Genomic DNA, 23808 nt, shown 5'->3' with positions numbered 1-23808 from the left:
CTATCGCCACTTACCCCGGGCCCGTCATGAGCCGTATGTGTACAAAACCAAGGGGTGAAGTTTGACGTTCTGCACAGCGGCATAGTGGGCGGGGGTGGCGTATCCCAGCGCGCATCGGTCGCGTCCCCGCTCTCCGCGACGCACTCTGAAAAGCACCGGGCCCTCTTGGCAAGGGCGCCCGGCGGGGGCACCGTGCCCAGAGTCCACCCGCAGAGCCCGGAGCCCGTCCCGGAGGAGCCGACATGTCCACGAAGATCCTCATCGTCACCGGCGACGCAGCGGAGTCCCTGGAAGTCCTCTACCCCTACCAGCGACTGCGCGAGGAGGGCTACGAGGTCCATATCGCCGCCCCCTCCCGCAAGACGCTCCGCTTCGTCGTGCACGACTTCGAACCCGGCTACGACACCTACACCGAGAAGCCCGGCTACACCTGGCCCGCCGACCTGGCCTTCTCCGAGGTGGACCCGGGCGAGTACGCGGCCGTCGTCATCCCCGGCGGCCGGGCCCCCGAGTACCTGCGCAACGATCCCGAGCTGCGCAAGATCATCAAGGCCTTCTTCGACGCGGACAAGCCGGTCGCCCAGATCTGCCACGGCCCGCTGCTCACCGCCGCGATCGACTCCCTGCGGGGCCGCCGGGTCACCGCATATCCCGCGCTCGAACCGGACATGCAGGCGGCCGGAGCGGGCTTCCAGGACGCCGAGGCGGTCGTCGACGGCACCCTGGTCTCCGCCCGTGCCTGGCCGGACCACCCGGCCTGGATGCGGGAGTTCCTGAACGTCCTGCGGGTCAAGGCGCCGGTGAGCTGACGCAGGCCCCGGGCCGGGAAGGACCCGGACGGGGGAAGGCCGAGGACGGCCGGGACCGCCGGGACGGCGGGGGCGAGGACGGCGGGGACGGCCAGGACAGCGGGGGTGAGGAAGGCGGTGCGAGGAAGGCCGCGCCGCCATCGCGTCGGTGGGTCCGGTAGCCGGTGTCCCGCCCCCGGTCGGGTTGCAGGGGCACGCGCCTGCCCCTAGGGAGCCCCGCCGGCCCCCGCACGCGTCGGCTACGCCGCTATTCTCCGCGCCTCCGCCACCGCCTCGGCCAGGCTGTCCACCACCGGCACACCCACCGTCTCCAGGCTGGCCCGGCTGTGCGACCCCCCGGTGTACAGCACAGCCCGCGCCCCCACATGCCGTGCGGCGATCGCGTCGTCGGCCGCGTCACCGATCACCACGGTGCGCTCCGGCGCCGCCGCCCCCGCCAGCGCCTCCAGATGCCGCACCATGTGCTCGGCCTTGCTGCCCCCCGACGGTCCCGTACGCCCGTCGACACGTATGAAGTGCGCCTCGATGCCGAACCCCCGCACCAGCGGCACCAGCTCCTCGTGGCCGTACATGCTCAGCAGCGACTGGCTGTGCCCCGCCGACCGCCACCCCGCGAGCAGCTCCGCCACGCCCTCGGTGAGCCGGCACCGCACCCGGTGCTGGGCGTAGTACCGGTGGAAGACCCCGTCCATCAGCTCCCACTCGGCATCGGTCGGCAGCCGGCCCAGCAGCCGCTCGTAGAACTTCGGCACCGGCACGCAGTACATCGACCGGTACTGCTCCAGCGTGATCGGCGCCAGCCCCAGCTCGGCGAAGGCCGCGTTCGTCGCCCCGATGATCGCGTCATTGTCGTGGAACAGCGTTCCGTTCCAGTCCCAGACGATGTGCGCGTTTGCCTGCATCCCCATGTCCAAGACCGTACCCGCCGCCACTGACAATCACGGCTCGGTCCGGATCAGCCCAGCGCGACCAGGTTGGGGATCTCCTGCGTGGCGAACCACAGCAGCTCGTGGTCGTCCGCCCCGTCCACGGCGGACTGCGCTTCGTCGTCCCCGCCGTCCGCCGCCTCCAGCGCCCGCGCCGCCGCGGCCACGTCCGCCGCCGCGTCCTCGGCGTCCACGTGCACGGCGGCCGCCTTCGCCAGCGGCACCGCCGCCGCCACGGTGACCTCGCCGAGCGCGGACGGCTCCCCGCCACGGTCCGGGGCGGCGCTCGCGGCGCCGTCGGGCACGTCCACGGCGACCACGACCCGGCGCGGCGGCGCGTCCGGGTCCGCCGCCAGCAGCCGCAGCGAGGCCAGCGCGGCCCGGCCCAGCGCCGCGTACTCCAGCTCCTCGACGTCCTCGGAGAGGTACCACTCGCGCAGCGCGGGCGTGACGGCGTACGCGACGAGGGGGCCGCTCCCCAGCTCACCCGTCTTGTGCGCCTCGGCGAGAGCGGGGAGGGTCAGGGGGACGTAGACGCGCATACTGGCCGCTCTTTCCTGGTCGAAGGCTCCGCTTGGGCCCCGGGGAGAGCGGTGGGGCACGCCCCTCCCGAAGGGCCTTCAGGATACGTGCGCCCGTCCCCTTTCGGGCCCCTGCCCGAGCCCGCGGAGGCGTCCACTCCGGGCCCGCGGTTCACCCGCTCCCGCCGCTTGGCCAGGGGGTCCAGGAGCCGCCGCCTCACCCGGATAGGTGAACATTGCGGGCCGCCCCGGGCCCCCGCCCGTTCCTTGCCGACCCCTCCGGCATCCCCGTACAAGATCCCCACCAGCCAGTTACCGCCCGGTATTCCGGGCCCGCCGAACGGGGACCCATGAACAAGGTGATGAGCAGCACCGGCAGGACCCGCCCGCGGCACCGCCCGCCGACCCGCCGCGACTCCCGCCGACCCGGCGGCGCACCGCCCCGCACGCCCAGCCGCCCGGCGGCAGGCACCCGCCCCGAGAGCGCCCGTACCGCGCCCGCGACGGCCGTGGGGCGGCCTCGCCCGACTGACCTCTTCGCGGACCGCCTGCTGGCCGTCCTGAGCGGTGAGCGGCCCGTCCACTGGATGCTCCGCCACACCGCCGGACCCGCCTACGACCATCTGGCCCGCCTGGCCGCGCGCAGCCCCCTGCGCACCCTCGGCACCCGCCCCGTCGTCCACGACATCGGCTACTACGTGCCCAGCGAGGGCGCCCTGGAGGTCTTCGCCCGCATCTCCGCCGGCGCGGAACTCCGCGCCATGGCCTTCCGCCTGGAACGCGGCAAGGACCTGCGCTGGCGCTGCACCGCCGTGGAGACGGGCGCACGCTAGCCCGTGGCCGCGGACGCACGCGAGCACCCCGCTAGCACCCCGCGGACCCCCTGCGGGCGTGCAGGGGCGGGCACGGGCGGCACGGGCGTGCAACGGCGGTGCCCGGCCCCGGCCTCCGCACGGGACGCGGCCCCCCGCACGGCACGGGGTCGGGCACCGCCGTACGCGGAAGGGCCGGGCCCCCGCACGGGGGACCCGGCCCTTCTCAACGGCTCAAGCGCCGCGGGCGACCGTCACTTCTTACGGCGCCGCCCGCCCTTCGCCTGCCGGCGCCGCTCGGCCCGCGTCAGACCGTCCGACTCGGACCGCACCGGCTCCTCGTCCTCCAGGTCGCGCTCCAGGATGCCGCCCTCGCCGTCCACCGTCGGAGCGGAGAAGTGCAGATCCCGGCGCTGCGGAACGTCCAGCCCCTTCGCGCGGATCTCGGGGCGGGCGCCCGCCTGCGCCGGCACCGTGTCCTGCACGCCCTCGCCGACCGGCTGGGCCTCCTCGACCGGGACCTCCTCGACCTGCTGCTCGACCTGGACCTCCAGGTTGAACAGGTAGCCGACGGACTCCTCCTTGATGCCGTCCATCATCGCGGTGAACATGTCGAAGCCCTCGCGCTGGTACTCGACCAGCGGGTCCTTCTGCGCCATCGCGCGCAGGCCGATGCCCTCCTGGAGGTAGTCCATCTCGTAGAGGTGCTCGCGCCACTTGCGGTCCAGGACCGACAGCACGACCCGGCGCTCCAGCTCACGCATGATCTCGGAGCCGAGCTGCCCCTCGCGGGAGGCGTACTGCTCGTGGATGTCCTCCTTGATGGACTCCGAGATGAACTCGGCGGTCAGACCGGCCCGGTCCCCCGCCGCCTCCTCCAGCTCGTCGATGGTGACCTTCACCGGGTACAGCTGCCGGAAGGCACCCCACAGCCGGTCCAGGTCCCAGTCCTCGGGGAAGCCCTCGGCGGTCTCCGCGGCGACATAAGCGTCGATCGTGTCGTCCATGAAGTGCTGGACCTGCTCGTGCAGATCCTCGCCCTCCAGGACGCGCCGGCGCTCGCCGTAGATGACCTCGCGCTGCCGGTTGAGCACCTCGTCGTACTTCAGAACGTTCTTACGGGTCTCGAAGTTCTGCTGCTCGACCTGCGACTGCGCGGACGCGATCGCACGCGTGACCATCTTGTTCTCGATCGGCACGTCGTCCGGCACGTTGGCCATGGCCATCACGCGCTCGACCATCTGGGCCTTGAACAGGCGCATCAGGTCGTCGCCGAGGGAGAGGTAGAAGCGGGACTCGCCCGGGTCGCCCTGACGGCCGGAACGACCGCGCAGCTGGTTGTCGATACGCCGCGACTCGTGCCGCTCGGTGCCGAGGACGTAGAGGCCGCCGAGCTCCTTGACCTCTTCGAACTCGGCCTTGACGGCCTGCTCGGCCTTCTCCAGGGCGGCGGGCAGGGCCTGCGCCCACTCCTCGATGTGCTCCTCGGGGTCGAGGCCGCGCTGGCGCAGCTCCGCCTCGGCGAGGTCGTCGGGGTTGCCGCCGAGCTTGATGTCGGTACCGCGGCCGGCCATGTTGGTGGCGACCGTCACGGCGCCCCGGCGGCCGGCCTGCGCGACGATCGACGCCTCGCGCTCGTGGTGCTTGGCGTTCAGCACCTCGTGCTGGATGCCGCGCTTGGAGAGCTGCTGCGAGAGGTATTCCGACTTCTCGACGGAGGTCGTGCCGACGAGGATCGGCTGGCCCTTCTCGTGCTTCTCGGCGATGTCGTCGACGACCGCCTCGAACTTGGCGACCTCGGTGCGGTAGATCAGGTCCGACTGGTCCATGCGGACCATCGGCCTGTTCGTCGGGATCGGGACCACGCCGAGCTTGTAGATCTGGTGGAACTCGGCGGCCTCGGTCATCGCCGTACCGGTCATGCCGGAGAGCTTGCTGTAGAGGCGGAAGAAGTTCTGGAGGGTGATCGTGGCGAGGGTCTGGTTCTCGTCCTTGATGTCCACCCCTTCCTTCGCCTCGATCGCCTGGTGCATGCCCTCGTTGTAGCGGCGGCCGGCGAGGATACGGCCGGTGTGCTCGTCGACGATCATGACTTCGCCGTCGATGACGACGTAGTCCTTGTCCTTCTTGAAGAGTTCCTTGGCCTTGATGGCGTTGTTCAGGTAACCCACGAGCGGGGTGTTCACCGACTCGTAGAGGTTGTCGATGCCCAGCCAGTCCTCGACCTTGGAGACACCGGTCTCGTGGATCGCGACCGTGCGCTTCTTCTCGTCGACGTCGTAGTCGCCGGTCTCCTCGACGCCCTTGAGCGGGTTGCCCGCCTCGCCCCTCTTCAGGCGGGTGACCAGCTTGGCGAAGTCGCCGTACCACTTGGTCGCCTGGTCGGCCGGGCCGGAGATGATCAGCGGCGTACGGGCCTCGTCGACCAGGATGGAGTCGACCTCGTCGACGATGGCGAAGTTGTGGCCGCGCTGCACCAGCTCGTCCTTCGACCACGCCATGTTGTCGCGCAGGTAGTCGAAGCCGAACTCGTTGTTCGTGCCGTACGTGATGTCGCACTCGTACTGCTCGCGGCGCTGGGCCGGCGTCATGTTGGCCAGGATGCAGCCGACGCTCAGACCCAGGAACTTGTGGACGCGGCCCATCATCTCGGAGTCGCGCTCAGCCAGGTAGTCGTTGACCGTGATCAGGTGGACGCCGTCGCCGGAGAGAGCGTTCAGGTACGCGGGCAGCGTGCCGACGAGGGTCTTGCCCTCACCGGTCTTCATCTCGGCCACGTAGCCGAGGTGGAGGGCGGCGCCGCCCATCATCTGCACGTCGTAGTGGCGCTGGCCGAGGACGCGCTTGGCCGCCTCGCGGACGGTGGCGAACGCTTCGGGAAGCAGGTCGTCCAGGCTCTCACCGTCGGCGTACCGCTGCTTGTACTCCGCGGTGAGGGCCCGCAGCTCGGCGTCGGAGAGGTCGACGAAGTCCTCTTCGATGGAGTTGACCTGGTCCGCGATGCGGTGCAGTTTGCGCAGGATCTTGCCTTCGCCTGCACGCATGATCTTCGTGAGGACGGACACTTGGTTGAGTCTCCTTGCCGGTCGGGCCTGGGACGGTCGGTTTCCACGTGACTTACTGAGCAACGGCCATCGTATGCGAGGACCCGGCCACGCCGGGAGGCCTGGCGGCGCGACGGCTGCTTCAACCGGGACAACGGCCGGGGCGGCCGGATAGTGCCGCACCGGCGCGAGGAATTGCGCGAATTGTGATCGCTCGCTCACGCATCGCGAAATTGCATGGCTCGTGCGGCGCGTCCCGAGCAGAATCGGGCGATGGAACCCGTCACGCTGACCACGGACCGCCTCCTGCTGCGCCCGGTGGGCCCCGACGACACCGACGCGGTGTACGAGGCCGTCCAGGATCCCGACATCCAGCGCTGGACGACGATCCCGTCGCCGTATCTGCCCGAGCACGCGATCGGCTTCACGGAGCAGCTCGTCCCCGACGGCTGGTCGCAGGGGGCGATGTTCACCTTCGGCGTCTTCCTCGCCGGCGGGGAGCTGGCCGGCATGCTCGCCCTGACGATGCGTTCGCTGGGGACGGCCGAGGTCGGCTTCTGGGCGGCCAGGGAGCACCGCGGGAACGGGTACGTGGTGGAGGCCACGCTGGCCGCCTGCCGGTGGATCTTCACCGAGATCGGCGTCGACCGGGTCGAATGGCGTGCTGAGGCCGGCAACCTCGCCTCCCGCGCGGTGGCCGAACGGGCGGGCTTCACCGTCGAGGGCACCCTGCGCTCCGGCATGAACAACAAGGGCGTGCGCCGCGACTGCTGGGTCGGCTCCCTGCTCCCGTCGGACCTGGGCCTGCCCTCCACGGCCCCTTACCTGCCCGCGCGCCCCTGAGCGTCCGGCGTCCGGGACTCAGCACGCCTGGAGCCCCGAAGCCCCGGAGCCGCGAGGGACGCGCGCGCCCGCCGGTCCCCGCGCGGATGCCGGGCTCGTCCGGTACGTACGCGCAGCTCGCCGCGGGTTGTCAGTGGCACCCTCTATCGTCCGAGGCATGACCACCCTCCCGCGCCCCACCACCACCCTCACCGCGGACGACGCCCGCCGGATCGCGCTGCGGGCCCAGGGCCTGCTCGGCGCCCCCGACCGGCGCGCGGGTGTCCGCGGGGTGCTGCGCCACCTCGGCGCGGTCCAGCTCGACACGATCTCGGTGCTCGCCCGCTCCCACGAGCTGGTGCCGTACGCCCGGCTGGGCGCGGTGGGCCGCAAGGCCGTGGAGGCCGCGTACTGGAGCGACGTCCACGCCTTCGAGTACTGGTCGCACGCGGCCTGCCTGCTCCCCGTCGAGGAGTGGCCGCACTTCGCCTTCCGCCGCCGCGCCTACCGCAACCGCCCGCACTGGAACCACGAACTCCCCGACGGGGCCTACGACCAGGTCATCAAGCAGCTGCGCGCGGAAGGCCCGCTGACCGCCACGGACCTGGGCGGCGCGAAGAACACGAGCGACTGGTGGGACTGGTCGGGCACCAAGATCGCCGTGGAGCGGGCGCTGATGTACGGCGAGGTGGTGTGCGTCGAGCGGCGCGGCTGGAAGCGGGTCTACGACCTCGCCGAGCGCGCGATCCCTAGCGCGCTGCTGCACGACGAGCTGGACGACACCGAGTGCCTGCGCCGTCTGGTCCGGCTGGCGGGCGAGGCTCTCGGCGTCGGCACGCGCGCGGACATCGCCGACTACCACCGCCTCAAGGGCGAGCAGGTCGACGCGGTGATCGAGGACGCGGGCCTGGTGCCGGTCGAGGTCGAGGGCTGGTCCAAGCCGGCCTGGGCCGACCCGGCGGCCCTGGCGGCGCCGCCGCGCGGCCGGCACCGCACCACCCTGCTGTCGCCGTTCGACTCGCTGATCTGGGAGCGGGCCCGCGCGGAGCGGATCTTCGGCTTCGCCTACCGGCTGGAGGTCTACGTCCCCAAGCCCAAGCGCGTGTACGGCTACTACTCGATGCCGGTGCTCGCCGGCGGCCGGCTGGTCGGGCGTGTCGACCCGGCCCGCGAGGGCGGCACGCTGGTGGCCAGGCAGGTCACGCTGGACGGCGCCAAGGCGGTCCCGGCGGTGGCCCAGGCCCTGGTCGAGGCGGCGACGTGGGTGAACTGCACGAACGTCCGTGTCGAGCGGGTGGACGCGCCCGAGCTGCGCGAGCCCCTTTCCCGGGAGCTCGCCGTCCTCCTCGGATAGGAGCTAGCGGATCTCCAGGATCTTCTCCCGCATCGCGTAGACCACGGCCTCCATCCGGGAGTGCAGCTGGAGCTTCTCCAGGATGTTGCGGACATGGTTCTTCACGGTGTTCTCGGAGATGAACAGCTCCTTGGCGATGTCCCGGTTGTTCATGCCGGTGGCGACGAGTTTGAGGACCTCGAGCTCCCGGTCGGTGAGCCGGGGCGCGGGCACCAGCCTGCGCTCGTCGGTGCGCTGGATCATCGACTTGAACTCGGTGAGGAGTTTCGACGCCATCGACGGGCTGATCTGCGACTGCCCGTCGGCCACCGCGCGAATGGCGGTGGCGACCTCGTCGGTCGAGATCTCCTTGAGGAGGTATCCGGTCGCGCCCGCCTTGATCGCGTCGTAGAGGTCGGCCTCCTCGTCGCTTATCGTCAGCATGATGATCTTGGCGCTGGGGGCGACCTCCTTGATGGAGGTGCAGGCCTCGATCCCGCCGCGCTTGGGCATGCGGACGTCCATCAGCACGATGTCGGGCAGCAGGTCGGCGGCCTTGTCGACGGCCTCGGCCCCGTCGCCCGCCTCGCCGACGACCTGGATGTCCTCCTCGGCCGCGAGCACGATCTCCAGGCCGCGCCGGAAGAGGGCGTGGTCGTCCACGACCAGGACTCTGATCGGCTCCTTGCGTGGCGAGCCCCCGTCGGGGCCCATGCCGATGAGTTCGTCGTCGGCGTCCCCGTTCCGCATCGGTCCGAAGGTGTCCGCCATCGTTCCTCCCCCTGAAGGCTGTGGCCTGTGGTCCTGTGCCATCGCCAACCCAAGGCAGCGGCCCACCGGTTGGGCCGGTGCGGTCATGATTTCATGCCTGGGCGACACCGAGGTGACGTGCGGGGCGCGAACTGGTCGCACACCGGTGCCCCTGGGGGCGCACACGCGCTCCAGGGGCACCGGCTCAGCTTCAGCCGGACGGGTCAGCCGCCCAGCGTGCCCCCGGCCCCGGGGGCCTGCGCCGCGGTGACCATCGGGTCCGTGCTGAGGTGGATCACGCCGTAGTCGTAGGCGTGACGCCGGTAGACGACGCTCGGCTCCTTCGACTCGGAGTCGACGAACAGGTAGAAGTCGTGCCCGACCAGTTCCATCTCGTACAGAGCCTGGTCGAGGGTCATCGGGGAGGCGACGTGGGTCTTCTCGCGGACGACCAGGGGGCCTTCGCCCTTGACCTCCAGCGAGCCGATCTTCTTGGTCGGCACTCCGTCCGTGTCTTCCTCCGGCACGAAGGTGCCGTCGCCGTTCAGGGTCGCTGCGCCCGGGACGTGGTCGGGGACCTCCACCGCCGAGATCCGCCGCGCGCCTCGGCGCGAGTACCGCTTGTCGTGCTGCTTGCGCAGCTGGGCGTCCAGCTTCTCCGCGGCCATGTCGAGTGCCGCGTACGGGTCGCTGGCGGCTGCCTCCGCCCGGATCACCGGACCACGGGAGCGGAGCGTGATCTCCACTCGGTCGCAGCGGTCGGCCTGTCGGGGGTTGGGCTCCTTGGACACCTCGACGTCGAGGCTGATCACCTTGCCGTCGAGCTTCTGGATCTTCTCCAGCTTCAGCTTCTCGGCCACGTGCTTGCGGAACCGCTCGGGCACCTCGGTCTTGCGGCCCTTGACGACGATGTCCACGCAGAACTCCGTTCCCGGATCGCTCCGCGCATCGGCGGAGCATCTCCCTTTTGCACCAGGCCCGGTGGTCACCGGACCTCGGACTCGGTGACTTCCACCTCCTCCCCCATGGGCGAGATCTGCACCCCGGTGACGCGGGTGATTGCGGAAAACCCGCGTCACGGCATTCGGATATGCGAGGTGTGGCCTGCGCCTTTCCTCACAACCGAACATATCTCGCCTGGACGGATGGCGTCACCCTCTACTGCGGCGTACCTCCGTTCAGGTGCTTTCCCCCTCTCACTACCTGCAACGATGCAAGTTGAGGGTCAGTTCCTGTTTATTTCAAAAGAATCGCGAGGCGCCGCGATCACGGCGGCATGGAGCACCCGTCGGGGGGCGTTCGGATCCGCCTTTCCCCGTGCACTATGCATGCACCCGCTCCTCTCCGACCGTGCAGTGATGCGTCGTTCCTCCCTACCTTCCCGGGTTATGGCCGCATACACGAGCGTTCCCCCGTCTCGACGCGATACCGCTGCTTCGCGCAGGGCCCGTGCCGCCTCCGCGAGACTGGCGCCCGTCGTCATCAGGTCGTCGACGAGCACGACGCGGCCCCCGCCCAGCAGCCGGCCGCCTCCCTCTGCCACCTCCAGCGCCCCGGCGAGGTTCACGAGGCGTTGTCGCGCGTCCAGCCCCGCCTGGTCCGCCACGGCCCGCCGTTGGCGCAGCACGGCCGCCACCCGCGCAGGCGTCCCAGTGCGCCGCAGCTCGCCGGCCGCCGCGAGCGCCATCCGCCGCACCGGATGGTGCCCGCGTGCCCGCACCGCCCAGCGTGCGGAGGGCACGGGAACCAGCAGCACAGCCCCGCGCGCCACCCGTTCGCCCGGCCGCCCCGCACCTGTGCCGACGCGGACGTCGGCACCAGCACCAGCACCAGCACCAGCACCAGCACCAGCACCAGTGCCCCTACCGCCCGCGCCGAGGCTCGACCGCACGGCCCCCGCCAGTGCCGTACCCAGCGCTCCCGCGAGCGCCAGCGCGCCCCGTTCCTTGTGCGCGAGCAGCAGCGCGCGCACCTCCGTCGCGTACGGAGCCACCGCGTGCACCACCGGCAGCCCGGCCGGCTCCGGCACCGGCCGCACCCGCCGCGGCTCGGCGCCGTCCAGCGTGGCCCGGCACCGCGGGCACAACGCCGTACGAGGTGCGCCGCAGCCCGCGCAATCGGCCGGCAGCACCAGGTCGGTCAGGTCCTGCCACCACCCCCGCATGACCTTCACTGTGCCAACGCGCGGACCGTCCGGCCACCCCTGTGGAAAACGCCCTGTGGACAACTCGCGGCACCGCGCACGGCGCACCGCTCCGCGCGCACCCCACAGCGCGCACCACGGCCGGACGAAGGACCGGGGCCGCCCGTGACGACGGCCCCGACCACGGCACCTCAGCCCGGATAGACCGGCGCCGTCCCGTCCTTGTCGACCTTCTGCCACTGCGCCCCGGACGGCAGCCGTACGATCCCGTCCTCCGAGTGGGCCACCAGCGGCACCCGCTCGTCCTCGGACGCGGCGACCGCCTTGACGCCGGTGAGCGCGCCCGGTGCCGGGCCGTCGAGCGTGGAGCCGTCGACCTGCACGTACCGCATCTGCTGCACGCCGCCGCTCTCCTGGCCGACGACGAGCAGCCTGCTGTCCCCGGCCCAGGAGATGGCGCTGACCTGCTCCAGGTCCGGTGCCGCCGAGCGCAGCCCGTCGACCGAGATGCCCTGCCCGGTCCCGTCGTCCCGCTGGATCCGGCCGATGAGCAGGGACTGCTTGCCGTCCTTCTCCACGACCAGCGCGATCCGTGCCCCGTCGGCGGCCACCCGAGCGTCCTTGATCTGGCCCGACAGATCCGGCACGGCGATCTGCTCCGGCTTGGCGACACCCTGTTCCAGAACGAACAGCCGGGGATGGTGCGGGTCGCCGTCGGCCACCCACAGGTCGCCCCGGGCGTCCCAGCTGGGGGTCGTAAGCCGGTCGGCGGGGCTCGGGCCGGCGCTGGTCACCAGCGGATCGCCGAGCGAACCGCCGGCCGCGAGCGGGGTCACGTACAGCGACCTGCCCTCGTCACCGACCCCGGCCGCGGTGTGCTCGTCGCGCGACACCGCCACCGACCGCAGCCCCTTGCCACCCGAGCCGAACGGCCCCGGCACGGGAACGGAGCCGGTACCGGTGCTCCCGGTCGGCATCCGGACCACCTGGTGCTTGCCGTCGATGAAGTACAGGTACTCGGGACGCTTGGACGCCCCGTGCCAGGCGACGGACTCGGCGCGCTCCTCGGTCAGCTCGCACAGCCGGCTGCCGCCGGTCCCGCGCAGTTCGACGGCCTGCAGCGTCGGCGCCAGGTTCCGCAGCGTGAACAGCACCTGCGTCGCCATCTCGGTGCACTTGCCCGCCGCGACCCGCGACGGCTTGAGGTTCAGCGGCACCGTCAGCTTGTTCTGGTCGTCCGGCGCCAGTCCGGCGCTGTCCTTCTGCAGCGCCGTACCGGTCGGGAAGCTGGACCTGACCACCGGGCGGAGCCAGGCGGTGGGCCCGTTCAGCAGCGAACGGACCATCTGGGTCATCGGGTCCACCTTGCCGCGCACGAACACCGGGTCGGCGACCGCCACCGGCTGCCCGCTCGCCCCGACCGCCGCGTCGGAGGCGAAGTAGTACTTGTCGACGGACGTGTAGTTCCGCTGGAAGTCCGACTTGCCCATGACGACACCGTCGGGCAGCCCGTCGATGCGCCACTGCCCGGACTTGGGGTTCTTGGTGAGGTGCAACTTCTTGCGGTAGGAGCCGTCGGCGGGCTGGTTCGCCTGGTTCGCGTCGACCGTGGCGACCCGGCTGCCCGTCAGCACGCAGGTGACGCTGTTGGTCTCCTCCCGGCCGCCCGGACCGCAGTCGGTCTCGATGCTCGGGCCGTTCGCGAGCACGGTGGTCGACCGCTCCGGCCGCCAGGTGCGCGCCGCATCCGGCGTCAGATACTTGCGAGCCGTGTCGTACTCCGGATCGTCGCTGGTCAGCGCCTCCAGAAAGCCCTGCATGATCTCGCCGGGACCGGCGCCGTCGGCCGGCGGCACGGCGAACACGCGGACCCCGGTGTCCTGCCGCGGCGTGGACTCCACATCCCGCAGGTCCCCGCTGTCGGGCATCGAGGCACAGCCGGCCAGCAGGACGACGCCCAAGGCGGCGTACACCACCGTGCGCCCCGACCGCCGCCGTGCGCCCCCCTCGCGGTCAGCGGCCACGAAATGCCTCCCCTGGCTCGGTCGAGTCCTGCGGCGCGGCGGCATCCGGCCGGCCTCCGTGCGTCTCGGGCGCCGGACGTGCGGCGGGCCCCTCGTCCGGACGCCGTGGGCCACCGGTGGGCCGCGGCACCACGCGCGCGCCGTTGCCCTTGCCGGGCAGGGCGGTCGGGTCGGTGGCGGAGGTGCCCCCGGTCAGACGCGGCGTGCGCGGCGGCAGCGCGGGCGCCTGGGTGCCGGGCTGCTGCACCGGAACGGTCGCCCGCTTCTCCTCGCCCCCGCGGGTCCGGCCGGCGTCGTCGAGGCCGCGGTTGCGGCGCGAGTCCTTGGGTTCCAGCGGTATCGGCGAGCCCCGCAGCGGCTCGTCCGCGGTCCTGGGCAGCGTCAGCCGGAACTGGGAGCCGCCGCCCGGCTCGCCCCAGGCCTGCAGCCAGCCGCCGTGCAGCCGTGCGTCCTCCAGGGCGATCGACAGCCCGAGGCCGGTACCGCCGGTGGTACGCGCGCGTGCCGGATCGGCCCGCCAGAAGCGGCTGAAGACCCGGGTCGCCTCACCGGGCTTCAGCCCGACGCCGTAGTCCCGCACCGCGACGGCCACGGCCCCGCCCGCGGCGGCGAGCTTGACGACGACGTCCCTGCCCTCGCCGTGCTCGACGGCGTTGACGACGAGATTGCGCAGGACGCGCTCGACGCGCCGGGCGTCGGCCTCGGCCACGACGGGCTGCTGGTCGCCGAGCACCCGTATGTGGGTGCCCTTGCGCTCGGCGAGCGGCTCGGCGCCGCTGACCACACGCCGTACGACCTCTCTGAGGTCTATGGGCTCGGCCTCCAGGGCCGCCGCGCCGGCGTCGAACCTGCTGATCTCCAGCAGGTCGGCGAGGAGCGACTCGAACCGGTCCAGCTGGTCGGCGAGCAGCTCCGCCGAGCGCGCGGTCACCGGGTCGAAGTCCTCGCGCGCCTCGTGGATGACGTCCGCGGCCATCCGGACGGTCGTCAGCGGGGTGCGCAGCTCGTGCGAGACGTCGGAGACGAAGCGCCGCTGCATCCGCGACAGGTCCTCCATCTGCTGGATCTTGACCTGGAGGTTCTGCGCCATCTTGTTGAAGGCCTCGCCCAGGCGTGCGATGTCGTCCTCGCCGGTGACCTTCATCCGCTCCTGCAGCCGCCCGGCGGACAGCCGCTCCGCGATCCCGGCCGCCATCCGCACCGGTGTGACGACCTGCCGCACCACCAGCCAGGCGATGGCACCGAGCAGGACGACGACGAACAGCCCGGCGGTGGCGAGGGTGCCCTTGACCAGGCTCAGCGACTTCTCCTCCTGCGTCAGCGGGAAGAGGTAGTACAGCTCGTACGGACGCCCGTTGGGGTCGTTGACCTGTTTGCCGATGACCAGCCCCGGCTGCGACTCCTTGCCGCCGAAGTAGCTGATCCGCGTGTTGCTCTGCACGGCCGTCGTACCGCTGTTGACCCGCTCGCGCAGGTCGGCGGGCACGCTGGTGGTCGGGTTGACGTTCCCGGAGCCGCGCGGGCTGCGCCCGCCGCCGCTGTCGTCGCCCACGGGCAGCGTCACCACGTCGAAGGCGCCCGCGCCGCCGCTGGACAGCGACTCCACGAGGTCGCTCATCCACTGGATGACGTTCTGCGACTGCCGCCCGTCGGCGGTCGACGTGCCGTCACCGGTGCCGGCCCCGGCCGCACCGGTTCCGCCGGCGGCCTCGTCGGCCTTCTGCTTGGCCACCGCGAACCCGCCCGTGGCCTGGCTCTGCGACGCCTTCACCTTCGCGTCCAGCAGGCCGTTGCGCACCTGCCCGATCACGACGAAGCCCAGCAGCAGCACGACACCCAGCGACATCAGCAAGGTGGTGGCGACGACCCTGAGCTGGATGTTGCGCCGCCACAGCCGCATCACCGGCAGCAGGGGACGGCGCACCCAGCGCAGGAACAACCGCAGGACCGGGCTGCCCTGCACCCCGCCCTGCAGCAGCCCGCCCTCGAACAGGCGCCTGAAGCGCGCACCTGCGGCCTTCCGGCCGACAGGCCGCCCCGGACGGGTCCCGGACCCGCCGGGAGCCGAAGCGGCGCTGTCCCCGGACATGTCAGCTCGGTCCGGCCTTGTAACCGACACCGCGGACGGTCACCACGATCTCCGGACGCTCCGGGTCCTTCTCGACCTTGGAGCGCAGCCGCTGGACGTGCACGTTGACGAGCCGCGTGTCCGCCGCGTGCCGGTAGCCCCACACCTGCTCCAGCAGCACCTCGCGCGTGAACACCTGCCACGGCTTGCGCGCGAGCGCGACCAGCAGGTCGAACTCCAGGGGGGTCAGCGCGATCGACTGCCCGTCCCGCTTCACCGAGTGCCCGGCGACATCGATGACCAGGTCACCGATGGTCAGCTGCTCCGGCGCCGGCTCCTCCGACCTCCGCAGCCGCGCCCTGATCCGGGCCACCAGCTCCTTCGGCTTGAACGGCTTGACGATGTAGTCGTCGGCGCCCGACTCCAGGCCCACGACGACATCGACGGTGTCGCTCTTCGCCGTGAGCATCACGATCGGCACCCCGGACTCGGCCCGGATCAGCCGGCACACCTCGATGCCGTCCCGCCCGGGCAGCATCAGGTCGAGGAGCACCAGATCGGGCTTGCTCTCACGGAAAGCGGCCAGCGCCTTGTCGCCGTCGGCTACGAAAGACGGCTCAAAACCTTCACCACGCAGCACGATGCCGAGCATCTCGGCCAGTGCGGTGTCGTCGTCGACGACAAGGACTCGTCCCTTCATAAACGACATCATCCCATTCTCATAACAGCGACAGGTGCCCTGGTGAGGGAGGTCACTGGCCGGTGACGATAGTCGTAGGAACCCGTCACTGTCTGCCCGGGCCCGTCGACGTCGATGTCAGCCACCGATGTCAGTTACCCAGTGCAACCAGCCGCCCACCATGCGGCAGGCCGGGGCCGGACTCCCGCCCGTGCCCCGCCGGCCGCCGCCCGCCGGGCACGCACAGGGCATACGGGGCGTTCCCCGGCCTCCACGTCTACGGACCGAGGGGCACCCTGACGACTCGCTCACCTTCGAGGATCGCAGCTCCGCGTCGGGGGAGCCCTGCTGCCGGCCGGCCGCTCGGTCGCCGTCGCGCTCGTACGGGCACACGATGGACATGACGGAGTCGGCGAGCGACTCGGCGGTGCGCCGGGACGCGCCAGCCGGAAGGAGGCGCGACGCCATGCCCCAGTTCTTGGATGTCCACCACGGGATGAAGGGCATCACGGCCGACCAGCTGATGCAGGCCCACAATGCCGACCTTGCCATCGAGGAGGAAGAAGGCGTCCACTTCGAGAAGGCCTGGGCGGATCCGGTGTCGGGCACGGTCTACTGCCTCTCCGAGGCCCCCACGGCCGAGGCGGTCCAGCGCGTCCATGAACGCGCTGGTCACCTGGCCGACGAGATCCACCCGGTCCCCCTGACCGCGTGACCGCCAAGCTCACTCACGACGCGCGGCGGCATGCACCCCCTCAGCCGGTCGTCACCTGGGGCGCCCTCGCGCACAGCTCCGCAAGGGACTCGGTCGTCACAGGCGAGACGACGCCCTCCTCGGTGACGATCGCCGTCACCAGCTCGGGCGGCGTCACGTCGAACGCCGGGTTGTACGCCTGGGTACCCAGCGGGGCCACCGGGATCCCGCCCCCCGCTCCCGTCGCCGACACCTGGGGCGCCGTCAGCTCGGTCACCTCATGACCGGGGCGCTGCTCGACCTCGATGGACGCCCCGTCGGGAGTGCCCGGATCGACGGTGGTCACCGGCGCCACCACGATGAACGGCACATGGTGGTACCGGGCGAGCACGGCGAGCGGATAGCTCCCCACCTTGTTCGCCACCGATCCGTCGGCCGCGATGCGGTCCGCCCCGATCAGCACCGCGTCCACCTCGCCCGCCGCGAACAGGGAACCCGCCGCGTTGTCCGTGAGCAAGGTGTACGCCATGCCACTGCGGGCCGCTTCATACGCCGTGAGGCGGGCGCCTTGCAGCAGCGGACGCGTCTCGTCCACCCACAGCCGCCGCAGCCGTCCCTCCCGGTGCGCGGCGAGCGCCACCGCGAAGGCCGTCCCCTCCCCGCCCGACACCAACGACCCGGTGTTGCAATGGGTCAGGATCCGGTGCCCGCCGCCGGGCAGCAGCTCGTCGAGCAACGTCAGCCCGTGGGCCGCCATCCTGGCGCTGGCCCGGGCGTCCTCCTGGTGCAGCGCCCGCGCGGCGGCCAGTGCCGCGGCGGCTGCGGCCGTGGTGTCGCCGGTCCGGGCCAGCGCCGCCTGATGCGCCTCCTGGGCCCGGCGCACCCCGACCGAGAGGTTCACCGCGGTCGGCCTGGCTTCCGCGAGCGCCAGCGCCGCCTCGGCCACGTCGAAGCCACGCACGGCGGCGAGCGCGACACCGTACGCACCCGCGATCCCGAGCACCGGCGCCCCGCGCACGGCGAGCGAACGGATCGCCTCCACCAGCGCCGACGCGTCCGTGCACACCAACTCGACCTCTTCGACCGGAAGCCTCGTCTGGTCCAGCAGGACCAGCACAGGGCCTTCTGGTGGCTCCTCCCATCGGATCACCGGTATCTCGGTCTGCCGCTTGTCCCCACCGGTTCGCGCCTGCTGATCAGCCATGCCGTCAGTCTGCCCCGGATACGACGGACAATTGAAGGTGTCCAGCCCCTACCGCGGCCGGTCTGCTGGTGACCAGCACATGGCACGATGGCTGCCAACCTGCCGCAGCGACCGCGGTCGGGCACCGAGAAGGAGCTTCGATGACAGACACTCCGGGCTGGGCCTCGCCCGGATCCGCCCCGTCGTCCGAGGGGCGGGAACCCGGTGCGTCCGGCCCCGCCGAGCCCGCCGACCGCCCCGGCCCCACCGAGCCCGCGCCCCAGCCGGACACGAACACCCAGGGCCCGGGCGGCAACGCGCAGGGCCCGGGCGGCAAATGGTCCAAGGAGCAGCCGCCACCCGGCCAGTGGTCGGCACCCACCGGAGCCCCGAGCCCGCACCAGGCCCCACCGCCCCCGCCACCCGGCCCGGGCTGGGGCGGCCAGCACCCCGGCGGCCAGGGCCCCGCCGGATGGGGCGGCGGGTACGGAGGCCCTCCCCCCGGCTACGGCGGCCACGGCACCCCGGGCGGCTACCCCGGCTGGGGCGGCCCGCCGCCCGCTGCCAAGCCCGGTGTCATCCCGCTGCGCCCGCTCGGCGTCGGCGAAATACTCGACGGCGCCGTGTCCACCATGCGCACCTACTGGCGCACGGTCCTCGGCATCGCGCTGACCGTCGCCGTGGTCACGGAGACCTGCCTCGTCCTCGTACAGGGCCTCTTCCTCAACGACGTCCTGGCCCGCACCTCTCTCGACAGCCGGACCGCCACCCCCGACGACGTGTACCGCGCCCTGCGCGACTCGATGCTCGGCACCGGCATCGTCACGGTGATCTCCGCGGCCGCCGTCATCGTCTCGACCGCCCTGCTCACGACCATCACCAGCCGTGCCGTGCTCGGCAAGCCGGTCAGCACCGCTGAGGCCTGGCGCGAGGCCCGCCCGCAGATCCCCAGGATGGCCGGGCTGCTCATCCTGCTCGGCCTGATCACCGGCGGTGTGATCGTCGTCGGCTCGCTGCCGGGCCTCCTGGTCCTGGTCGCCGGCGGCAGCGACGGCGGCGGTGCCGCGCTGTTCGCCCTGGGCATCCTCGCGGCCGTCGTCGTCGCGGTGTGGCTGGCGGTCCGCTTCAGCCTGTCCGCGCCCGCCCTGATGCTGGAACGCCAGGGCATCACGAAGTCCATGGGCCGCTCCGCCAAGCTGGTGCGCGGCGCCTGGTGGCGCGTCCTCGGCATCCAGCTGCTCGCCTGGCTCATCGCCAACATCGTGTCGGCGATCGTCACCATCCCGTTCGCCCTTGTCGGCGCCGCCGTGAGCGGCGACAGCATGGACAACTTCCTCGGCACCAACGAGGCCCATGTCGGCTGGGCGTTCCTGATCATCCGCGGGATCGGCACCCTGATCGGCACCACGCTCACCCTTCCGATCAGCGCCGGCGTGACCGTGCTTCTCTACATCGACCAGCGCATCCGCCGCGAGGCCCTCGACCTCGAACTGGCCCGCGCCGCCGGCGTCCAGGACCACGGCACCGGCACCCCCGGCCCCGTCCCCGGAGGCTGACGCGGTGAGCCTCACGGGGGGAGTTCTGATGGCGGCGGTCCCCTCGGGGACCGCCGCCACGGCCGTACGACGGCTGCTGCGCGCGACGGACCGGGCCGTCCTGGCGGCCGGCGGCTCGGGCGACGAACCGCCGGTGACCATCCCGCGCGATCCCGCGCGCGAGGCGGCCCGGCGCGAGCTGTCGAAGGGGATGTACCACGAGAACGACCCCGGCCTCCTCCAGCGCGCCCTGAACGCGTTCTGGGACTGGGTCGACCGGCTGTTCGGCACGGCGGCCTCGGCGACCCCCGGCGGCACGCTCGGCCTGGTCGTCGTGATCCTGTTCGTCATCGCCGTCCTGGCCGCCCTGTGGTGGCGCCTCGGCACCCCCCGCCGCCGGCCCGTCTCCGCGGCCATCCTGTTCGACGAGCGCCCCCGCAGCGCCGCCGAACACCGTGCGGCCAGCGAGGCGCACGCGGCCCAGGGCCACTGGAACCAGGCCGTCCAGGAGCGCATGCGGGCCGTCGTCCGCTCGCTGGAGGAACGCGCGCTGCTCGACGCCCGCCCCGGCCGCACCGCCGACGAGGCGGCCGCCGAGGCCGGCCGCGCCCTTCCCGCGCACGCGGACCGGCTCCGCGCCGCGGCAGGCGAGTTCGACGACGTCACATACGGCGGGCGCAGGGCGAGCGAGCAGTCGTACCACCGCCTCGCCGAACTCGACCGGGACCTGCGGGGCACCAGGCCGGCCTTCGCCGACAGCACCAGCAACACGGCCCACAGCACCCGCCAGGGGGCAGCCGAGTGACCACCGAGGCCCCGACGGCCACCACCACCTCCGCCGCGCCCACCGGCCGCCAGGTGTGGACCCGCACCCGCGGCATCGCCCTCGCCGTCGTACTCCTGCTGGCCGCGGCCGTCGCCATGGCCGCCGTACGCTCGACCGCCCGGCACGGCGACCTGGACCCGCGCTCCGCCGACCCCTACGGCAGCCGCGCCGTCGCCGAACTCCTCGCCGAACGGGGCGTCTCCACCCGGGTGGTCACCACGCTCGACGCGGCACGCACCGCCGCCGGCCCGGACACCACCCTGCTCGTCGCCGTACCCGACCTGCTGACCCACCGTCAACAGACCGAGCTGCACACGGCGACGGCGTCCTCCGGCGGCCGGACCGTGCTGGTCGCGGCCGGCAGCTGGTCGGTCGAACGGCTCGCGCCCGGGGTCACCGCGGACCCCGCCACCAGCGACGATTCCACCCTCGCCCCGGACTGTGCCCTTCCTGAGGCCCGGCGTGCCGGCCCCGCCGACACCGGCGGCACCCGCTACACCACCACGCGCCTCGATGCCGCCACCTGCTACCCCAGCGAACGCCTCGCCACCCTGCTGCGCGTCCCCGCCTCCCGGGACGGCGACACCATCGTGCTCGGCTCGCCCGACATCCTCGTCAACGACCGCCTCGACGAGCAGGGCAACGCCTCGCTCGCGCTCCAACTCCTCGGCTCGCGCCCCCATCTGGTCTGGTACCTCCCCTCGCTGTCCGACGCCTCCGCCACCGAATCCGGTCAGCGGAGGAGCTTCTTGGACCTGCTCCCCTCGGGATGGCTCTGGGCCACCCTTCAGCTGTTCATCGCGGCGGCGCTCGCCGCCTTCTGGCGGGCACGCCGCTTCGGCCCCCTGGTGCCCGAGAGACTCCCCGTCGCGATCCGCGCCTCCGAGGCCGCCGAAGGCCGCGCACGCCTCTACCACAAGGCCAACGCCCGCGACCGCGCGGCCACCGCTCTCCGCGCCGCGACCCGCACCCGCCTCGCCCCCCTCGTCGGCGTCCCCGTCGCCCAGGCGCACACGCCCGAGACCCTGCTTCCCGCCCTGTCCGCGCATCTCGCGGGCGACGGACAGGCCCTGCACTCCCTCCTCTTCGGACCGCCGCCCGGCGACGACGCGGCCCTCATCGCACTCACCGATCGACTCGACGCCCTCGAAAGAGAGGTACGCCGTTCATGACGGACCCGACCACTGACAACGCCGGGCAGAGCGGGGACGCGGGTATCCCCGCTCGGGCCGCCCTGGAAGCCCTGCGCACCGAGATCGCCAAAGCCGTGGTCGGCCAGGACCCCGCCGTGACCGGCCTCGTCGTCGCCCTCCTCTGCCGCGGACACGTACTCCTTGAAGGAGTCCCTGGGGTCGCCAAAACGTTGCTCGTCCGCACCCTCGCATCCGCACTCGAACTCGACACCAAGCGCGTCCAGTTCACCCCGGACCTGATGCCGAGCGATGTCACCGGTTCTCTCGTCTACGACGCCCGCACCGCGGAGTTCTCCTTCCAGCCAGGACCGGTCTTCACCAACCTCCTCCTCGCCGACGAGATCAACCGCACCCCTCCCAAGACCCAGTCGTCACTCCTGGAGGCCATGGAGGAGCGCCAGGTCACGGTGGACGGCACCCCGCGCCCGCTCCCCGAGCCCTTCCTGGTCGCCGCGACCCAGAACCCGGTCGAGTACGAGGGCACCTACCCCCTGCCCGAAGCCCAACTGGATCGCTTCCTCCTCAAACTGACGATCCCTCTGCCCTCCCGCGAGGACGAGATCGACGTCCTGACCCGGCACGCCTCGGGCTTCGACCCGCGCGACCTGCGCGCCGCCGGCGTACGCCCGGTCGCCGGCCCCGCCGAGCTGGCGGCGGCCCGCGCCGCGGTCGCCAGGACGACCGTGTCTCCCGAGATCACCGCCTATGTCGTCGACATCTGCCGCGCCACCCGCGAGTCGCCCTCGCTCACCCTGGGCGTCTCCCCGCGCGGCGCCACCGCCCTGCTCGCCACCGCCCGCGCCTGGGCATGGCTGACGGGCCGTGACTACGTCATCCCCGACGATGTGAAGGCCCTCGCCCTGCCGACGCTGCGCCACCGCGTGCAGCTGCGCCCCGAGGCCGAGATGGAAGGTGTGACGACCGACTCGGTCATCAACGCCATCCTCACCCACGTCCCGGTCCCCCGCTGATGGCACTCACCGGACGCGCCGCTCTCCTCGCGGCCCTCGGCTCGATCCCCGTCGGCGTCCTGGAACCGAGCTGGACGGGCGTCCTCGCCGTCAACGGCCCCCTGGCCCTGGCCTGCGCCTGCGACTACGCACTGGCCGCGCCGGTACGCCGTCTGCTGCTGACCCGCTCCGGCGACACCTCCACCCGTCTGGGTGACACCGCCGACATCACACTCACGATCACGAATCCGTCCGGCCGCCGCCCGCTGCGGGCCCGGCTGCGGGACGCCTGGCCTCCCAGCAGCTGGCAACCGGGCACGGAGATCGAGGCCTCCCGGCACCGGCTGACCGTGCCCCCGGGGGAACGCCGGCGCGTGACGACCCGATTGCGCCCCACCCGCCGCGGCGATCACCGAGCGGCCCGCGTGACCATCCGCTCCTACGGCCCCCTGGGCCTGTTCGCCCGCCAGGGCGCCCATACGGTGCCTTGGACGGTACGAGTCCTGCCCCCGTTCACCAGCCGCAAGCATCTGCCGTCGAAGCTGGCCCGGTTGCGTGAACTCGACGGCCGCACCAGCGTGCTGACACGTGGTGAGGGAACGGAGTTCGACAGTCTGCGCGAGTACGTCCCCGGCGACGACACTCGCTCGATCGACTGGCGTGCCACGGCCCGCCAGTCCGCCGTGGCCGTCCGCACCTGGCGTCCCGAACGCGACCGGCACATCCTGCTGGTCCTGGACACGGGCCGTACCTCGGCCGGCCGCGTGGGCGACGCCCCGCGCCTCGACGCCTCCATGGACGCGGCCCTGCTGCTGGCGGCGCTAGCCTCCCGGGCCGGCGACCGCGTGGCCCTGCTGGCCTACGACCGCCGGGTACGCGCCCTGGTCCAGGGCCGCTCGGCCGGCGACGTACTCCCTTCCCTGGTGAACGCGATGGCGACACTGGAACCGGAACTCGTCGAGACCGACGCCCGTGGCCTCACCGCCACCGCGCTTCGTACCGCACCGCGTCGTTCGTTGATCGTGCTCCTCACGACGCTGGACGCGGCACCGGTGGAACAGGGTCTGCTCCCCGTGCTGCCACAGCTCACGCGCCGCCACACTGTTCTTGTCGCCTCGGTGGCGGATCCGCATATTGCCCGCATGGCGCAGGCCCGGGGCAACGCGGAGGCCGTGTACGAGGCGGCGGCAGCGGCTCAGGCGCAGGGCGAGCGACGGCGCACCGCGGAGCAGCTCCGTCGTCATGGGGTGACGGTCGTGGGCGCGACTCCGGAAGATCTGGCGCCGGCATTGGCGGACGCCTATCTGGCCCTGAAAGCGGCGGGTCGGCTCTGACAGCGCCGCGATTTCGCCGCTGCCCCTTCGGGGAAGCCAAAAGTCCCCCGGAACGCAGAAAACCCCTGTACCGATACCGGTACAGGGGTTTTCTCAAAATTTGTTCGGCGGCGTCCTACTCTCCCACAGGGTCCCCCCTGCAGTACCATCGGCGCTGTGAGG

Annotated in this window: 20 protein-coding genes; 10 read left to right on the top strand and 10 right to left on the bottom strand. The window is 72.1% G+C overall.

Going from position 1 to position 23808, the window contains the following annotated elements; all coding sequences use genetic code 11:
- Window positions 1-242: 242 nt before the first annotated feature.
- Window positions 243-809 carry a DJ-1/PfpI family protein gene (locus ACF073_RS27355; RefSeq protein WP_392074041.1) on the top strand — a complete coding sequence of 189 codons (567 nt, stop codon included), beginning with the start codon at window positions 243-245 and terminating at the stop codon, window positions 807-809.
- 239 nt (window positions 810-1048) lie between these two features.
- On the opposite strand, the gene ACF073_RS27350 is transcribed toward ACF073_RS27355, so the two are convergent.
- Together ACF073_RS27350 and ACF073_RS27345 are read right to left on the bottom strand one after the other, a co-directional pair.
- Window positions 1049-1717 (bottom strand): HAD family hydrolase, encoded by a 669-nt coding sequence (locus ACF073_RS27350; protein ID WP_392074040.1) that lies wholly within the window; start codon window positions 1715-1717, stop codon window positions 1049-1051.
- A 47-nt stretch (window positions 1718-1764) separates the two neighbouring features.
- Window positions 1765-2277 carry a DUF6912 family protein gene (locus ACF073_RS27345; protein WP_392074039.1) on the bottom strand — a complete coding sequence of 171 codons (513 nt, stop codon included), beginning with the start codon at window positions 2275-2277 and terminating at the stop codon, window positions 1765-1767.
- 329 nt (window positions 2278-2606) lie between these two features.
- Here ACF073_RS27345 and ACF073_RS27340 point away from each other — a divergent pair, with 329 nt between their 5' ends.
- Window positions 2607-3089: an Rv3235 family protein gene (locus ACF073_RS27340; RefSeq protein WP_392074038.1), complete on the top strand. Its 483-nt coding sequence runs from the start codon at window positions 2607-2609 to the stop codon at window positions 3087-3089.
- Window positions 3090-3322: 233 nt separating this feature from the next.
- Here ACF073_RS27340 and secA read toward each other — a convergent pair whose 3' ends face one another.
- Window positions 3323-6133 carry a preprotein translocase subunit SecA gene (gene secA, locus ACF073_RS27335; RefSeq protein WP_392074037.1) on the bottom strand — a complete coding sequence of 937 codons (2811 nt, stop codon included), beginning with the start codon at window positions 6131-6133 and terminating at the stop codon, window positions 3323-3325.
- A 252-nt stretch (window positions 6134-6385) separates the two neighbouring features.
- Between secA and ACF073_RS27330 the strand changes: the two genes are divergently transcribed.
- Window positions 6386-6955: a GNAT family N-acetyltransferase gene (locus ACF073_RS27330; RefSeq protein ID WP_392074036.1), complete on the top strand. Its 570-nt coding sequence runs from the start codon at window positions 6386-6388 to the stop codon at window positions 6953-6955.
- Between the two features lie 157 nt (window positions 6956-7112).
- A complete protein-coding gene (locus ACF073_RS27325) occupies window positions 7113-8288 on the top strand; it encodes a winged helix-turn-helix domain-containing protein (RefSeq protein ID WP_392074035.1) in 1176 nt (391 codons plus the stop codon).
- Between the two features lie 3 nt (window positions 8289-8291).
- Here ACF073_RS27325 and ACF073_RS27320 read toward each other — a convergent pair whose 3' ends face one another.
- From ACF073_RS27320 to mtrA, 6 genes are all read right to left on the bottom strand, one after another.
- Entirely contained in the window at window positions 8292-9038 is a 747-nt protein-coding gene (locus tag ACF073_RS27320) for a response regulator (protein WP_392074034.1), read from the bottom strand.
- 203 nt (window positions 9039-9241) lie between these two features.
- On the bottom strand, window positions 9242-9934 hold the full coding sequence (gene hpf, locus ACF073_RS27315) for a ribosome hibernation-promoting factor, HPF/YfiA family (RefSeq protein WP_392074033.1): 693 nt from the start codon (window positions 9932-9934) through the stop codon (window positions 9242-9244).
- A 308-nt stretch (window positions 9935-10242) separates the two neighbouring features.
- Window positions 10243-11181 carry a ComF family protein gene (locus ACF073_RS27310; RefSeq protein ID WP_392074032.1) on the bottom strand — a complete coding sequence of 313 codons (939 nt, stop codon included), beginning with the start codon at window positions 11179-11181 and terminating at the stop codon, window positions 10243-10245.
- 170 nt (window positions 11182-11351) lie between these two features.
- The gene (locus ACF073_RS27305) at window positions 11352-13184 is read right to left on the bottom strand and encodes an LpqB family beta-propeller domain-containing protein (RefSeq protein ID WP_392074031.1); all 1833 of its coding nucleotides are present in this window, start codon (window positions 13182-13184) and stop codon (window positions 11352-11354) included.
- Window positions 13174-15273, bottom strand: a complete 2100-nt coding sequence (gene mtrB / locus ACF073_RS27300) for an MtrAB system histidine kinase MtrB (protein WP_392074030.1) — start codon at window positions 15271-15273, stop codon at window positions 13174-13176. The genes ACF073_RS27305 and mtrB overlap by 11 nt, the downstream gene beginning before the upstream one ends.
- Window position 15274: 1 nt before the next feature.
- Window positions 15275-15964 carry a two-component system response regulator MtrA gene (gene mtrA / locus ACF073_RS27295; RefSeq protein WP_187279108.1) on the bottom strand — a complete coding sequence of 230 codons (690 nt, stop codon included), beginning with the start codon at window positions 15962-15964 and terminating at the stop codon, window positions 15275-15277.
- Between the two features lie 433 nt (window positions 15965-16397).
- On the opposite strand from mtrA, the gene ACF073_RS27290 reads away from it, so the two are divergent.
- Window positions 16398-16646, top strand: a complete 249-nt coding sequence (locus tag ACF073_RS27290) for an SCO4226 family nickel-binding protein (RefSeq protein WP_392074029.1) — start codon at window positions 16398-16400, stop codon at window positions 16644-16646.
- Window positions 16647-16686: 40 nt separating this feature from the next.
- Here the strand turns inward: ACF073_RS27290 and mtnA are convergent, their stop codons facing one another.
- Window positions 16687-17829 (bottom strand): S-methyl-5-thioribose-1-phosphate isomerase, encoded by a 1143-nt coding sequence (gene mtnA / locus ACF073_RS27285; RefSeq protein ID WP_392074028.1) that lies wholly within the window; start codon window positions 17827-17829, stop codon window positions 16687-16689.
- Between the two features lie 140 nt (window positions 17830-17969).
- On the opposite strand from mtnA, the gene ACF073_RS27280 reads away from it, so the two are divergent.
- Genes ACF073_RS27280 through ACF073_RS27260 form a run of 5 tightly spaced genes read left to right on the top strand, consistent with a single transcriptional unit; the run spans window position 17970 to window position 23646 of the window.
- Entirely contained in the window at window positions 17970-19364 is a 1395-nt protein-coding gene (locus ACF073_RS27280; RefSeq protein ID WP_392074027.1) for a glycerophosphoryl diester phosphodiesterase membrane domain-containing protein, read from the top strand.
- A gap of 28 nt (window positions 19365-19392) precedes the next feature.
- Window positions 19393-20148, top strand: coding sequence for a DUF4129 domain-containing protein (locus ACF073_RS27275; RefSeq protein ID WP_392074026.1), 756 nt, complete (start codon window positions 19393-19395; stop codon window positions 20146-20148).
- Entirely contained in the window at window positions 20145-21341 is a 1197-nt protein-coding gene (locus tag ACF073_RS27270; RefSeq protein ID WP_392074025.1) for a DUF4350 domain-containing protein, read from the top strand. The genes ACF073_RS27275 and ACF073_RS27270 overlap by 4 nt, the downstream gene beginning before the upstream one ends.
- The gene (locus ACF073_RS27265) at window positions 21338-22333 is read left to right on the top strand and encodes an AAA family ATPase (protein WP_392074024.1); all 996 of its coding nucleotides are present in this window, start codon (window positions 21338-21340) and stop codon (window positions 22331-22333) included. The genes ACF073_RS27270 and ACF073_RS27265 overlap by 4 nt, the downstream gene beginning before the upstream one ends.
- On the top strand, window positions 22333-23646 hold the full coding sequence (locus tag ACF073_RS27260) for a DUF58 domain-containing protein (RefSeq protein WP_392074023.1): 1314 nt from the start codon (window positions 22333-22335) through the stop codon (window positions 23644-23646). The genes ACF073_RS27265 and ACF073_RS27260 overlap by 1 nt, the downstream gene beginning before the upstream one ends.
- Window positions 23647-23808: the final 162 nt, after the last annotated feature.

This window comes from Streptomyces sp. NPDC015171 (genome assembly GCF_043079545.1).
Lineage (GTDB): Bacteria > Actinomycetota > Actinomycetes > Streptomycetales > Streptomycetaceae > Streptomyces.
Note: the sequence above shows the minus strand (reverse complement) of the source record. Positions and strands in the feature narration are given on the sequence as shown.

What these genes read in the sequence shown, in the direction of transcription:
- ACF073_RS27355 (WP_392074041.1), top strand. Translation starts at nt 243, where the DNA reads ATGTCCACGAAGATCCTCATCGTCACCGGCGACGCAGCGGAGTCCCTG.
- ACF073_RS27350 (WP_392074040.1), bottom strand. Translation starts at nt 1,717, where the DNA reads ATGGGGATGCAGGCAAACGCGCACATCGTCTGGGACTGGAACGGAACG.
- ACF073_RS27345 (WP_392074039.1), bottom strand. Translation starts at nt 2,277, where the DNA reads ATGCGCGTCTACGTCCCCCTGACCCTCCCCGCTCTCGCCGAGGCGCAC.
- ACF073_RS27340 (WP_392074038.1), top strand. Translation starts at nt 2,607, where the DNA reads ATGAACAAGGTGATGAGCAGCACCGGCAGGACCCGCCCGCGGCACCGC.
- ACF073_RS27330 (WP_392074036.1), top strand. Translation starts at nt 6,386, where the DNA reads ATGGAACCCGTCACGCTGACCACGGACCGCCTCCTGCTGCGCCCGGTG.
- ACF073_RS27325 (WP_392074035.1), top strand. Translation starts at nt 7,113, where the DNA reads ATGACCACCCTCCCGCGCCCCACCACCACCCTCACCGCGGACGACGCC.
- ACF073_RS27320 (WP_392074034.1), bottom strand. Translation starts at nt 9,038, where the DNA reads ATGGCGGACACCTTCGGACCGATGCGGAACGGGGACGCCGACGACGAA.
- ACF073_RS27310 (WP_392074032.1), bottom strand. Translation starts at nt 11,181, where the DNA reads ATGCGGGGGTGGTGGCAGGACCTGACCGACCTGGTGCTGCCGGCCGAT.
- mtrB (WP_392074030.1), bottom strand. Translation starts at nt 15,273, where the DNA reads ATGTCCGGGGACAGCGCCGCTTCGGCTCCCGGCGGGTCCGGGACCCGT.
- mtrA (WP_187279108.1), bottom strand. Translation starts at nt 15,964, where the DNA reads ATGATGTCGTTTATGAAGGGACGAGTCCTTGTCGTCGACGACGACACC.
- ACF073_RS27290 (WP_392074029.1), top strand. Translation starts at nt 16,398, where the DNA reads ATGCCCCAGTTCTTGGATGTCCACCACGGGATGAAGGGCATCACGGCC.
- mtnA (WP_392074028.1), bottom strand. Translation starts at nt 17,829, where the DNA reads ATGGCTGATCAGCAGGCGCGAACCGGTGGGGACAAGCGGCAGACCGAG.
- ACF073_RS27280 (WP_392074027.1), top strand. Translation starts at nt 17,970, where the DNA reads ATGACAGACACTCCGGGCTGGGCCTCGCCCGGATCCGCCCCGTCGTCC.
- ACF073_RS27275 (WP_392074026.1), top strand. Translation starts at nt 19,393, where the DNA reads ATGGCGGCGGTCCCCTCGGGGACCGCCGCCACGGCCGTACGACGGCTG.
- ACF073_RS27265 (WP_392074024.1), top strand. Translation starts at nt 21,338, where the DNA reads ATGACGGACCCGACCACTGACAACGCCGGGCAGAGCGGGGACGCGGGT.
- ACF073_RS27260 (WP_392074023.1), top strand. Translation starts at nt 22,333, where the DNA reads ATGGCACTCACCGGACGCGCCGCTCTCCTCGCGGCCCTCGGCTCGATC.